Source organism: Saccharospirillum salsuginis (assembly GCF_014651855.1).
Lineage (GTDB): Bacteria > Pseudomonadota > Gammaproteobacteria > Pseudomonadales > Natronospirillaceae > Saccharospirillum > Saccharospirillum salsuginis.
The window spans coordinates 123,248-137,762 of sequence record NZ_BMXR01000011.1; the positions used below are offsets into that span (position 1 = coordinate 123,248).

Consider the following 14,515-nt stretch of genomic DNA (forward strand, 5'->3'; position numbering starts at 1 on the left):
GAATTGTGGGTGGTATTAAGGAGCAAAGTTTTCCCTTTTGTTGCGTAATGCAGCACCCCTCATTCAATTCCCTCACATAGACGCAAACGCGATCGATGCGTTCGACGATGGTGGATTTACCTGTCCATCCGCTGCTTGGCGGCCCGCTGAGCCTGTTTCCCGATCTGACTTGATCGGGAATAGATACGGTAGAACCGCGCTCCGATTCAATAAATAAAAAATAATTCCGGAAGCGGTAATGGGTAGTACAGGTTTTTTTAAACTGATTAAACCGTTATCCGGAAATCGATCACGAGCTCCAGAACTCGACTGACACCTTTGATGTCAGGGTTTCAGCTTGGCCATTTTCCGTGGCCGGAGCGGCACCTTTGTGGCTGCGAGTCAGGAGTATGAATGCAATGTCGAGAGTCTCAGCGACCCGGTCGGAATCTCGGGCGCGTCAAAAACAAACGGTGAATGTTATGGATAATTCAGCTCCCCACGGCGTGACACACGCTTTCCGCCATCCCAGTGACTACCTCACACTGGCCGTATCTCCTTTTGAACGGCCCGATCATCGCCTGGTCAGCGCCTTTGCGCGGGCCGGTGCCCTGGCCTTTGTGGATGTCGGTCACGATCCGGATCGCGCGCGCGACGCGATTCACAAGGTGCGTCGAACCACGTCCGAGCCGTTCGGTGTGCGCCTGCCGGACGGGGTGTCCGCCGCCAAGGCGATGCCGACCGATCCGGACGGGCGGATCGTCGCGGTCATGCACGCCTCACCGGACGCCTTTGATCCGATTCCGGATGTCTACAACCTGGTTCAGGTGGTGTCGGTGGAAGAGGTGGCCCGGGCCCAGTCCGCCGGCGCCGATGCGCTGATCGTCAAGGGCGCGGAAAGCGGCGGACGGGTCGGCGAGCACAATACCTTTATCCTGTTGCAACACCTGATGGACCGCATTCGGGTTCCGTTCTGGGTTCAGGGCGGCATGGGGCCGCACGGGGCGGCGGCGGCCGTATTGGCCGGCGCACGCGGTGTGGTGTACGACAGTCAGTTGGCGTTGCTGGATGCGGCCGACACGGCCGACGATCTGCGCGCCATACTGGCCGGTGTCAACGGGTCGGAAACGGCACTGGCCGGCGGCTATCGTTTCCTGCGTCACAAGTTGCTGCCGGATCTGGACGACGATGCTGATCGCCTCCAAGTGCTGACCGAAATGAAAGGGCCCAACCCGCCGGTGCCGGCCGGGGAAGATATGGCGTTGGCGCCTCTGTTTCAGGCGCTGTACAAGGATCCGGAATCGCTGGTGTACGCCACCGAGCAATCGGTCCAGGGACACCTGCGAACAGCGCGCCGCGAACCGGTGTTCCACGAAGACTCACCGTTTGCCCGTGAATACGGCTTGAACTTTCCCATCTTGCAAGGCCCCATGACCAGGGTCTCCGACGTGCCCGGGTTCGCCGGCGCCGTGGCGGACGGCGGTGCACTGCCGTCGATCGCGCTCGCGGTGCTGAAACCGGACCAGGCACGGCCAATGCTCGAGCAGACCCGGGATCGACTGGCGGATCGTCCCTGGTCGGTCGGCTTGCTCGGCTTTTTGCCGGCCGAACGGTACCGGGAACAAGTAGCACTGGTACGCGACATGGGGCCGTCACACGTCATCATCGCCGGCGGCCGGCCGGACCAGGCCCGGGCGTTCGAAGACGCCGGCATCGGTGCCTTCCTGCACTGTCCCTCGATGCGCCTGTTCGACCGTTTTCTCAAGGACGGTGCCCGCCGGTTCATCTTCGAAGGGCGTGAATGCGGCGGGCACGTCGGGCCGTTGTCGTCGATGACACTCTGGGAAGGGCAGATATCCCTCGCACTGGAATCCGAGCAACTGGCCGACCTGTCGCTGGTGTTCTCCGGCGGCTTGCACGACCAGCGCTCCGCGGCCCTGTTGTCGGCCATGTGCGCACCGCTGGCGGCACTGGGCGCGAAGATCGGCCTGTTGATGGGCACTGCCTATCTGTTCACCGAGGAGGCCGTTCGCGAAGGGGCGATTCTGGAGGAATACCAGCGCCAGGCGCTCGACGGCGACGACACCGCCCTGATTCAGACCGGCCCCGGTCATGTCACCCGCTGTCTGCGCACACCCTATGTGGACTTCCTCAATACTGAACGGGCCCGCCTGTTGGCCCTGGGAATGGACCGCGACGAGATCTTCATGACGCTGGAAGGGCTCAATGTGGGCCACCTGCGCATCGCTTCCAAGGGGCGCAAGCGGATCGACGACCGGTTGGAGACCGTGGACGCCGAGACCCAGCGCCAGGAAGGCATGTACATGATCGGCGATGTGGCGACCCTGCGTGATCGGGTCACCACCATCGAGGCCCTGCATCGGGACATCATGGCGGCCGATACCTGGCTGCGGGCGCGACCGGAAGCCCTGGCCCTCGGCCGCGACCGGTCGACGTCCAGCTGTGACATCGCCATTGTCGGCATGGCCGGGATTTTCCCGGGCGCCCTGACCGCCGAGGAGTACTGGGCCAACATCATCGAGGGCGTGGACGCCGTCACCGAGGTGCCGGACAGCCGCTGGGACAAGGCCACCTATTACGACCCCTCGGCCATGGGCGCCAAGGGGGACAAGACCAATTCCAAGTGGGGCGGCTTTATCCCGGACTTCCAGTTCGACCCCGGCCGGTTCGGTATTCCGCCGCAAACGCTCGGCTCCATCGACCCGGCCCAGATCGCGAGCCTGGAAGTGGCCTACCGCGCCCTGCAGGACGCCGACTACCTGGACCGGAATTTCAACCGCGAACGCACCGCCTGCATTTTCGGAGTCGAGCCCGGCGGCGACCTGTTCGGCGCCTACGGCATGCGCATTGTCCTGCCGCAGCTGCTGGAGGGCGACACCCTGGCACAAGCCCAGGCCGCCTTTCCGAGCCTGACCGAAGACAGCTTCCCCGGTGTGCTCGGCAATGTGGTGACCGGCCGCATCAGCAACCGTCTCGACTTCGGCGGCCAGAACTTCACCATCGACGCGGCCTGCGCTTCTTCCCTGGCGGCCATCGATGCGGCCATCAAGGAACTGCGCTACGGCGAGAGCGACATGGCCATCGCCGGCGGGGTCGATTTCCACAACGGCATTCACGATTATCTGATGTTCTCCAGCACTCACGCTTTGTCATCGCGTGGGCGCTGCTTCACCTTCTCGGAAACCGCGGACGGCATCACGCTGGGCGAGGGGGCGGCGGCCGTGGTGTTGAAGCGCTACGAAGACGCCCTCTGCGACGGCGACCGGGTGTACGCCGTGATTCGCGGCATCGGCGGCGCCAGCGACGGTAAATCTTTAGGGCTGACCGCCCCCCGCAAGCAGGGTCAGCAACGCGCCCTGAACCGCGCCTATCGCCGTGCCAGTGTCTCCCCGGCCCAGATCGGTTTGCTGGAAGCCCACGGCACCGGCACCGTGGTCGGCGATCGCACCGAAATGGCCTCGCTGGAAACCGTGTTTTCCAGTGCCGGCAGTGATCGCGCAGCCTGTGCGCTGGGCTCGGTGAAGACTCAGATCGGCCACACCAAGTGCACCTCGGGCGTGGCCAGCCTGATCAAGGCGGCGTACGCGGTCGACCAGGGGCTATTGCCGCCGACGCTGAACATCGAAAAGCCCAACGCCTATTACGATAAGGACCGCAGCTCTTTCTACTTTTTGAAACACACCCAACCCTGGTTCGATGCCGACCGCAAAGCCGGCGTGAGCGCCTTCGGTTTCGGCGGGACTAACTACCACACCGTCATCGACCGGGGCGATGCGGACGGCGAGACGCCCACGGCACCCACCGTCTGGCCTTATGAACTCTTTGTGTTCCGCGGCGACACCGAGGCCGACGCACTGGCGGGTGTGACCGCGTTGCAAGCCTTTCTGGCCGTCGGACGGCAATGCCGGTTGGCGGACGTCGCTTACAGCCACCATCGGACGGGCGAGGGCGCCGGTCCGGTCCGGATCGCACTGGTCGCGCACACCCTGGCCGACCTGGCCGCCAAACTCGACACCGCGGCCAACGGCCGGGAAGACCCACGCGGTGTCTGGCGGGCCAAGTCCGATGCCCCGGCCGGCGAGGTGGCCTTCCTGTTCCCGGGGCAGGGCAGTCAGTTCCTGAACATGGGCGCGGACCTGTTCACCTATTTCCCGCACCTTCGCGCGCTGCTGGCCGACGAGCCCGGGCTGCGCGCCGCCCTGTTCCCGAAAGCGGCGTTCGACGAAGCGGAGAAAGCCGCCCAGAACGATGCCCTGACCGACACCCGTACGGCCCAGCCCGCCCTGGGACTGGTCAGCCTGGCGGTGGCCCGCGTGCTGGCCGATCTGGGGGTGAAGGCCTCCCAGTTGGCCGGGCACAGCTATGGCGAACTGAGTGCGCTGAGCCACGCCGGCAGCATCGACCCGGCCGACCTGACGCGCATCAGTCGCCAGCGGGCGGATTGCATTCGGCACAGCCTGGGGGACGGTGATAACGGCGCCATGCTGGCGGTCGAAGCGGACGAGGACTGGGTGCGTGCGCACCTGCCCGACACCCTGGATCTCGCCAACCTCAATGCGCCCACTCAGACGGTGGTGTCCGGCCCCACAGCGGACATCGACGCCTTCAAGACGCTCTGTGAGCATCACAGCGTCGGCGCGCGCCGATTGCCGGTGGCCTGCGCCTTCCACAGTCGCGCCCTCGGTGGTGCGGCCGATGCCTTTACCCAGGCCCTGCAACTGAGTACCGACCTCGGCGCGCCGGGGTTGGCGGTCTGGTCCAATGAAACCGCCGAACCCTATCCCGCGGACATCGACGGCCGGGCGCTGGCCGAGCGCCTGGGCCAGCAGATTCGTTCGTCGGTGCGCTTTGTCGACACCGTGCGCGGTCTCTACGAACAGGCTGGCGTGCGCACATTTGTCGAGGTGGGCGCCGGATCGGTGCTGGGCGGTTTGACGCAATCGATCCTGGCCGACCGGCCGGACGTGCAATGCCTGCCGACCCTGCTCAAGGACGCCCCGCCACTGAAAGCCCTGATGTCCACGCTGGCGCGCCTGGCAGTCAGCGGTGTCGAGCTCGATACGGCCGCCCTGTATGCCCATCGACGCCTGCGGCGGCTGGACATCGCCGATCCCCAACCGCTGGCGCAGACCACCTGGTTGGTCAACGGCCAGCGGGCCTGGCCGCTGAACGGTCGTCTGCCCGCCCACGCCTTTGATCCGGATCGTCAGACCGCCATCGACCTGCGCAACCGGACGGTGCCCGCGCCCGTACCGGGTGGCGATCGGGACACGGCCATCAAGGCCTATTTCGACAGCCTGGACCGCTTCATCGACTCGCAACGCGACGTGATGCTCGGCTACCTGGGCACCGCGCCCACCGCCCCGGCGCTGGCCGAACCCTCGATGGCGGCGCCCGCACCGGCGATCGAATCCGGTGCCGCCGAGCCGGCCGACACCGTAACCCCCGCCACCGCCCCGGTCCAGGCTGTGGACCGGGACACCATCGAAGCCCGGCTTCGAGCCTTGATCTGTGACCGCACCGGTTACCCGGACGAGATGCTGGACCCGGAACTCGATCTGGAGGCCGATCTCGGGATCGATTCGATCAAGCGGGTGGAGCTGTTGTCCGAGATCGGCGAGAGCCTGGGGCTGAACACCGCCCATTCGACCGGTGAACTGGGCGAGGAGGCGACCCGCTTCCTGGAGGAAGTGTCGCGCATCAAGACCTTGCGCGGCGTCAGCGACTGGCTGGCCGAGTTCAGTCGCAAGGCGGCCGCCACCGTCGACCTGGCCGCCGAGCCGAGCCCGGCCGCCAGCTCCGAGCCCGCCCAAAAGGCGTTGACGCGGGCGGACATCGAAACCCGTCTGGTTACCCTGATCTGCGAGCGCACCGGTTACCCGGCCGAGATGCTGGACCCGGAACTCGACCTCGAAGCCGACCTCGGCATCGACTCGATCAAGCGAGTGGAACTGCTGTCCGACATCGGCGACCAGATCGGTCTGAATACCGGCCGCTCGACCCAGGAACTCGGCGAGGAAGCCTCGGCCTTTCTCGAAGAGGTGTCACGCATCAAAACGCTGCGCGGCATCAGCGAATGGCTGGCGAAAGCCGCGAACGCGGAGGCGACGCCGGAGCAGGAGCAGGCGCCGGAGGCCCAAGAGACGGGTGATAGCGCCGTTGCGGACGATACCGACCACCGCGCGGCACCGTTCAAGGTGCTGAACGTTCTCTATCACGCCCGGGATCTTGCCCCGGACGCCGAGGCGGACCTGGACGGCAAGACCTTCCATGTCGTCGGCGCCAACCGGGTCGAGTTGAAGGCGTTGGATCGGGTGTTTCGGCCAAAAGGCGTGTCGATCAGCACCCTCGACCCGGACAGCCTCGACGAGGCGGATACACTCGATACCCGGGGTTTGCTCTACTTCAGTCACGACGATGGGCACTACGACAACCTCGCCACGCTGTTCCGCCTGTTGCGGGCCTGTGACCCCCACAAGATGGACACCGTCATGGTGATCCAGAAAGACAACGAGGCCTTGCTGACCGAGAGCGGTCACTATCAGGGACCGTGCAGCGGCAGTGGCTTGAGCGGTTTTCTGGTCAGCCTGCACTGGGAATGGCCGCGCGCCCGCATGATCCGCTCGTTGATCAATCACGATGCGAAAACTCTAAGCGAGGACGAACTGGCCGAGCGCATCCGCGAAGAGGTGTTCAGCCAGGCTGAAACCCTCGCGCAACCGGTCGCTTACCACCAGGGCCGGCGCTATGTCCGCAAGGCCCTGCCACGCGGCGAGATTCAGCCGGTGCCCAATGTGCTCGAGCTGGACCGGGACTCCACCGTGGTTTTCGTCGGCGGTGCGAAAGGCATCACCAGCTGGTTCGCCGCCGCCTTCGCCGAACGCTTTGGCTGTCGTCTGGTCATCATCGGCCGTTCGCCGCGGCCGGAGCAAAACGACCCCTGGCCCGAACTGACCACAGCGGCCGAACTGCGCAAGGCGCTGCTGGCTGATGAACCGGGGGCCAAACCCCGGGACATCGAGCGGCGCGTTCAGGCGCTGCTGGCGGACAAACAGATGCGTGCGAACCTGCAGGCGCTGGAAGCCGGTGGCAGTGAGGTGCTGTATCTGTCGGCCGACATCACCGACGCGGCCCAGGTCGACGCCGCCTTGCAGGAGACGGTCGAGCGCTGTGGCGGCATCGACGGGGTGCTGCTGGGGGCGGGCATCCTCGACGACCGCTTCCTCAAGGACAAGCAGGCGGACTCCATCGAGCGGGTCTACAACACCAAGGTGGCCGGGGTCGACAACGTCCTCGCGTCGCTGGAGCGCTGGGGCGAACCGCGATTCTGCGTCTTCTTCTCCAGCCTGTCGGCGACACTGGGGAACCGGGGCCAGACCGACTATTCGGCGGCCAACAACTACCTCGACATGCGCGCCCTGCAGCTCAACGCCGAACGCGACGGCCATTACCTGTCCGTGAACTGGGGGCCCTGGGAAGGCGCCGGCATGATCGACGCCACCTTGCAGAAACATCTGGAGGGCATGGGCGTAGGCGCCATCCGGCGGGAGGAAGGCGTGGACTTCCTGATCGACGAATTGAGCCGGGGCAAGGGCGCGGGTCGCCTGATCGCGATGTGCGCCGCTGATGACGCCCTGCACTGGACCGAGTAAGGAGACCGCCATGACCTTCAAAGTCGCCATCATCGGTATGGCTTGCCGTTTTCCCGGTGCCTCCGACACCGAGACCTTCTGGCGCAACATCCGTTCGGGCGTCGACGCGGTGTCGGACTACCCGATGCGGGAGCGCTGGGGGCAGCCCGACGCCTTCTACGACCCGGCGCACGGTCCGGCCATGGACCGGACCTACTGCCGCCGGGGCGGTGTGGTGTCCGGTCTGACCTTCAACCCCATGGAGTACGGCATTGTGCCGCGCGAGGTGGAGGAGGCCGACGCCGAGCAATTTGTCATGCTCGATCTGGCCCGGGAGGCGCTGGCCGAGGCCGGTGTCGATCATCACAGCCGGGGCCGGGCGCCGTTGGACACCGGCGTGATCATCGGCCGGACCCTGTCGTTCGGCCCGGTCGTGCTGCGTTTCATCGACCGGCTCAAGATGCTGCCGCAGATCGAGACCATGCTGCGCACGCATTGCCCATCGCTGAAGGAGTCGGAACTGAACCGTTTCTCCGAACAGTTCCTGGCCGAACGCGGCGCCGGGTTTGAGCATTCCCAGGCGCGCAATCTGGTGCCCGGCTTCACCGCCGCGCGCATCGCCAACCGGCTGAACCTGCGCGGCCCCAACTACATTCTGGACGCGGCCTGCGCGTCCTCGTTGATCGCCCTGGAAAGCGCCATCCAGCAGTTGGAGCAGGGCAGTTGCGACATGATGCTGGCCGGTGGCATCCACCTGCCGATCTCGCACACCTTCTGGTCGCTGTTTTCCAGCATGGGGGCGCTGTCGCAGCGCGAGACGATCACGCCCTTCGACCAGGGCGCGGACGGTCTGTTGCTGGGTGAGGGGGCCGGTCTGGTGCTGCTCAAGCCGCTGGAGACCGCCCTGGCCGACGGCAACCGCATTCACGCCGTCATCGAAGGAGTTGGCAGCTGCAGCGACGGCCGCGCCGAGAGCCTGTTGGCGCCGTATTCCTACGGTCAGGTCAAGGCCATCGAAAACGCCTGGCGCAAGACCGATCTCGACCCGGCCCGGCTCGATTACCTGGAGTGCCATGGCACCGGGATGCCGCGCGGCGACGAGGTCGAGAGTCAGTCGATCCGTTCCTTTTACGGCGAGCATCTCAAAGGGCGTGACACGCCGATGGGGTCGGTCAAGTCCATGATCGGCCATACCCTGGGCGCTGCCGGCATCGCCGGTGTGATCAAAACCGCCTGCGCCCTGCGCGACGGCGTTGTGCCGCCGTCACTGCACTGCGAGCGGGTGCGTGAGGACCTGGCCGAGGCCCGGTTTCATGTGCCCGGCCAGGCCCGCCCCTGGTCCGGGAACGGGCCGCGTCTCGCCGGTGTCAGCGCCTTCGGTTTTGGCGGCATCAACGGCCACGCGGTGCTCAGCGAAGCGCCGCAGGCCCGGACTCGTGGTGCTACGGTTGGTGGTACTGCGGTCGGCGGCTGGCGGCCGAGCCCCGCCAGCCGGGAAACGCTGCTCGCACTGGCCCGGCCCGATGTCGACGCCTTGCTCGACGCGCTCGACCGGGGCGACCGTGATCCCGGTTCCGGTCCGTGCCGCCTGGTCGTCATCGACCCGACGCCCGAGCGGGTGGCCAAGGCGCGACGGCTGGTCGTCCGGGGTAAAGCCTGTCAGGGCCGACAGGACATCTTTTTCTCGCCCCACGGTGTCTTGCAGGAAGGCGGACAGGTGGCCTTCCTGTTCCCGGGGCTCGGCGATCAGGTCAATCCGGAATTCCGCGCCCTGGCGGACCGGATCGGGCTGGACCTGAGCCATCTGGAACGCGACGCCGACACCGACCTGATTCGGCAAAGCGTGGATTCGGTGCTCTCCAGCTACACCCTGTGCCGGGCGCTGGAGACGTTCGGAGTACGCGCCGATGCCATGGTCGGGCATTCACTGGGCGAATGGATTTCCTGTGTCGCCAGTGGCCTGATCGATGAAGACACCCCGGTCGCATTGACGCGGGAATTCGCCGGCCTGAGTGATCGTTTCATGGGGCGTGGCTACCACTTGCTCGCCGTGTGGTGTGGGGCCGACGATCTACATGATCGCCTCGCGGACATCGACGACTTGCACATCGCGGTGGACAACTGCCCGCGCCACACCGTGCTGTGCGGCAGCCGGTCCGCGCTGGACCAGGCTGAAGCCCGTCTGCAGGCCGACGGCGTGCTGGCGTTCGATCTTGGCATTGAAGCCGCCTCCCACTCGCCCTTTATCCGCGAGTCCCTGTCGTTGATCCGCCCCGTGGTCGACAAGGTGACCGTGCACAGCCCCCGGGTGCAACTCTGGTCTTCCAGTCTGGCGGCGCCTTTCCCGAAGACGACCGAGGCGGTGCGGGACACCCTGTACGAGACCATGGCGCGCCCGGTCCGGTTTCGCGACGTCATCGAGGCAATGTACCAGGACGGCGTTCGTGCCTTCGTACAGATGGGCAACGCCGGCCTGACCGGCTTCGTCAACGACACGCTCGCGGGCCGGCCCGGTCTGACGCTCGACGCGGCCGGCCGCGATAAAAGCCCCGAGCAGATGCTGCGGCGCATCGCCGCCGGCCTGTTCGTTGAAGGCCGCGCTGTCGAACTCGAGGCGGTGGGGTTCGTCACCGAGGCGCCGGGTACGGATACGGTCACACCGCCTCGCGGGGTCACCGTATCGCTCGATCCCGCCCTGGTGGAGAAAACCCGGTTGCCGGAGCCGCCGCTGCCGGCCCCCGGCGTGGCGGCCACCACCCGACCGCCGGCGGCGGAAAGCGGCGCCTACGCCGAGGCTCTGCACAGAAGTCTGGCCCGGTTCCAGCACTCCCAGCAGGCCGTGTTGTCCGCCTATAGCGCGACCCCGGCCCAAGCTGGCAGCGCACCAACACCCGACGCCCGCGCGCCCGAGCCGAAGCCCGAACCCGTGGCCGCGCCGGCGCCCGAGCCGGAGGTGTTGTATCGGGAAACACTGGCGATCGATCACGACCGCTACCCGGAACTGTTCGACCACGAAATCTACAAGGCGCCGCCCGGAGCGGGCATCGCCGAGCGGTCGGCCGTCGTGCCGATGACCATGATGATCGAGCTGGCCTGCGACGTGATCCAGCGCGCCGTGCCGGAGCGGGTGGTCATCGCGGTGGACAAGGTGCTGTCGTTCCGGTTCGTCACCGTCACCGAGCCCCTGCGACTCGAAGCCCGGGTCTACCGGAAGGGGGAGCACCGCTATTCGGTGGTGGTCGGCGATCATTTCTCCTGTGTGGTCGACACCGCCGACACCTGGCCCGACGCTCCCCGCGTACAGGCCGAGGACTGGACCATCGACCGGGAGGTGCCGGCCACCAACCCGATCCCGTTCGAGCGGGTGTATCACGACCGTTGGCTGTTCCACGGGCCGAAATACCAGGGCCTGATCGAAGCGCCCCGGCTGGGCGAACGGGGAGCGCTGGGGCGCACCATCGCCGCCGGTGGCAAGGGGGCCTTGCTTGACGGCGCTTTCCAGATGTCGGGCCTGTGGTTCTACTCCTTCCACAAGGACAACAATGTCGTCTTGCCGCTGAAGATCGAACGGGTGGAACTGTTCGCGTCCTTCGCCGAACTGCAGGCCAGCCGCGAACCCTACGACTGCCGCATGTCGGTCGATCGCATCGGCGACAACGAGTTCGTCTACAGCGTCGAATTGGCGAGGCAGGGCCGGGTGATGTTGCGTGCGCACCAGTTCAACGGCCGCCGCTTTGAAATGAAGCACAGCCTGCAGGACGTTTTCCGCTCGCCGGAACGGCGCGGCACCCTCTGCCAGCAACCGGCACCGGACGTCTTTGTCTTCCGCTTCGACTATCAGACCAACTGGTCGCGCGTCTGGCTGACCAACAACTTCCTCGGCCTGGAGGAACAGCAGCGGGTGGAATCGGCCAAAACCATTCATCGCCGCAATGCGTTGCTGATGGGCAGCATCGTCGCCAAGGATGCGGTCAAGGACTGGCTGTTCCAGCGCTATCCGGCACTGGAAACCCTGTTCCCGCGCGAACTGCACATCGAGCACGACGACAAGGGGGCGCCTCGGGTGGTCAGCCCATTGGAGAAACATCCCATCGAAGTCTCCATCAGCCGCAAGCCCAGCCTGGCCGCCGCCATCGTCGGGGGCGACACCAAGGTGGGTATCGATCTCGAAACCATCGAGACCCGCGGCGACGAGTTCGAGCGGATGACCTTTGATGCCATCGAAACGGCCTTTTTCGACACCAAACCGGCGTCGGAGCGCCCCTTCTGGCAAACCCTGTTCTGGACCGCCAAGGAGGCCTTCGGCAAATACCGGGGCACCGGGCTGGCCGGGGCACCGAAACGCATCTCGGTGCGCGCCGTCTACGCCGAGGGCGATGGCTGGACCGGTCAGGTGGCCGGGCGCATCTTCCACAGCCGTCAACTGGACGAAGACACCGTCCTCACCTGGGTGCGCTGAAGCGCATCTATCACCGAATTCACAGGATCGATTATGAACATCACCAACGACAGCGTACTCAATGACATTCAAGGCGCCATCCTGGACGTGGTGGGGCCCGAATGGGCCGACGAAATGGACATCACCCCGGACACCAACATGACCACCGGCATCGAGCTGGACAGCATCGAGATCTCCAAGGTCATCGAGGCCATGTTCCAGCGTTACCCCCATGTCCGTTTCGAGGAATGGTTCGCCAGCATGGACATCCAGCGCATCATGGCGCTGACCCTGGGCGACATCGCCGATTTCGTGGTTCGCGAATCGCAAGGGGTGTCCTCCGCATGACCGAGGCCACCGACACGTCCGATTTGAATGTCCTCACCTTCGGTGAAGGGACGGACAAACCGGCGCTGATTTTCGTGCACGGCATGGCTGGCAGCGCCGGACTCTGGGGTCTGTATTACGCCTTCTGGCTGATGCGGCGCTATCGGATCGTCGCCTACGACCTGCGCGGGCACGGCCTGTCGGAGGCCACGTCACAAGGCTACGCTCTGGCCGACCAGGCCGAGGACCTGGAGCGGGTGCGGCGTCACTGGGTCGGCGGCCCGGCGACGGTGGTGGGTTACAGCTACGGCGGCCACATTGCCACCCAATGGGCGCGGACCTATCCCGAACACGCCCGGGGGCTGGTGGTGCTGGATTCGCCGCCGCTGCCGGTGGATGAGCGCGCCATCGACGACATGCTCGACGGACTCAGTCAGGTACTGGGCGGCGACTTCGAACCCGAAGGCGGGTTTCTGGACTCGATCAAGGACAGCTTGCGCGGTGACATCGAGTCGCAGCGACGCCAGGTGCGGCGCTTCAAGTCCCGGCTCGATGCCTTGCACGACACCCGGTTCCGCGCCGAGGTGCTGGCCGATGAACCGTTCGGCGACGACGACTTTCGCGCCATTCAATGCCCGACCCAGCTGATTTACTCCACCGGCGACGGCAACCGGGCCTATGCCGAACACCAGCAGCGGTTGATACCGGACTGCGGCCTGGCGATGGTGGAGGCCGGTCACGACCTGGTGATGACCCATCCCGCCGAGGTGCGGCGGTTGCTGGAGGTGTTTATGGCGCGTCTCGCCGCCCATCCCCCCATCGTCACCGACCGGAGGTAAGTCATGGCCCGTATCGTCTGCGCCGCCCCGCCGTTGTTCGGCCACGCCACGCCTCTGGCCGCGCTGTCCGGGGAACTGGCGCGCCGGGGGCATACCGTCGTGTTCCTGGACAGTTTCAGCCACGCCTTCGCGTTGCCCGGCGGGGTGTCACGGGTCAAGGTGCCCGCCCCCGAGCTTGAAGGTGCCTGGCAGTCATCGGCCGGTGACAACGCCCTGACCGAATCGCTCGTACACCTGGAGGACTATGCCGTCTCTGCCTTCGAGCCGCTGCTGCAAGCGAGCCGGGACGGGCGACCGGACTTGATCGTGTTCGACCAGCAGATTCCGGTCGCGCACGCCATCGCCCGGGAACTGGGGTGTCCCCTGGTCACGTCCATCACCTCGCCGTTCCTGTTTGCCGGGGCCGACGGTGCCCAATCGGCGTTGAACTCCAGCGTTGAACAGGCGTTCGCGGAGGCTTACCGGGCGATGTGCGAACGCGTCGGCCGGACACTCGGCTGCGCGATGAACGAGACCGGATTCTCCCCCGACTTGAACCTGTGTTTCGCCCCGGCCGGGTTTTGCGACCCGGACGCCGCCGATCGGTATGGGGTGCCGCTGTCTCTGGTCGGTCCGGCTTTTTTGCCCCGTACGCCCGATGTGGAGGATGAGGCGCTGGCCGACCAATTGGCCGCCTTCGATGGCCGGCGGTTGCTGGTATCGCTCGGGTCCTGCCTGACCGGCGCGTCCGGCACCCATGAGACGGCGATTAAGCTGTTCCGCAACATCCTGATCGCCCACAACGACCCCGATGCCTTGCTGCTGTTCGTCGCCCCGGATGAGCTGGTCCGGCAAGCTATGGCGGGCCTCACGGTCCGGGCCCGGGTGCTGTCCCGCTCGTTCATCAATCAGTGTTATTTGATGCCGCATTTTTCGCTGGTATTCAGTCACGGCGGGTACAACACCCTGGCCGAATGCCTGCATCATGGCATCCCACTCATCGCCTCGCCCTTTCTGTTCGATCAGGCGCGCATGGCGTATCGGCTCGAACAACTGGGCGTCGGCGCGCGCGTCTCCCGGGTGCGGCACAAACCCGAGCAGTTCCGGCGTCTGTCCGATAACCTGTTGACCGACGCCACCGCCCGACAGGCGCAGAGCGCGATGAAAACGGCGTTTCGAGCCTCCAGCGGCGCGCGGGACGGCGCCGATGCCGTGGAGCGCTTCCTGGCCGGGTTTGATCCCGTGGCTCGGTCCTGATTGACCGCCGGGCTCTTCCCATGCCCCGCCCGGTGTGGACAATG

General features: G+C 65.9%; 5 protein-coding genes. All 5 read left to right on the forward strand.

Annotation, left to right across the window (positions count from 1 at the left end):
* Positions 1-461: 461 nt before the first annotated feature.
* Genes IE111_RS19575 through IE111_RS19595 form a run of 5 tightly spaced genes read left to right on the forward strand, consistent with a single transcriptional unit; the run spans position 462 to position 14,471 of the window.
* Positions 462-7,652: a type I polyketide synthase gene (locus IE111_RS19575; protein ID WP_189611975.1), complete on the forward strand. Its 7,191-nt coding sequence runs from the start codon at positions 462-464 to the stop codon at positions 7,650-7,652.
* Positions 7,653-7,662: 10 nt separating this feature from the next.
* The gene (locus IE111_RS19580; protein ID WP_189611977.1) at positions 7,663-12,090 is read left to right on the forward strand and encodes a type I polyketide synthase; all 4,428 of its coding nucleotides are present in this window, start codon (positions 7,663-7,665) and stop codon (positions 12,088-12,090) included.
* A 33-nt stretch (positions 12,091-12,123) separates the two neighbouring features.
* Positions 12,124-12,417 carry a hypothetical protein gene (locus IE111_RS19585; RefSeq protein WP_189611979.1) on the forward strand — a complete coding sequence of 98 codons (294 nt, stop codon included), beginning with the start codon at positions 12,124-12,126 and terminating at the stop codon, positions 12,415-12,417.
* Positions 12,414-13,235, forward strand: coding sequence for an alpha/beta fold hydrolase (locus IE111_RS19590; RefSeq protein WP_189611981.1), 822 nt, complete (start codon positions 12,414-12,416; stop codon positions 13,233-13,235). Before IE111_RS19585 ends, IE111_RS19590 begins: the two co-directional genes overlap by 4 nt.
* Before the next feature lie 3 nt (positions 13,236-13,238).
* Positions 13,239-14,471, forward strand: coding sequence for a glycosyltransferase (locus IE111_RS19595; RefSeq protein ID WP_189611982.1), 1,233 nt, complete (start codon positions 13,239-13,241; stop codon positions 14,469-14,471).
* Positions 14,472-14,515: the final 44 nt, after the last annotated feature.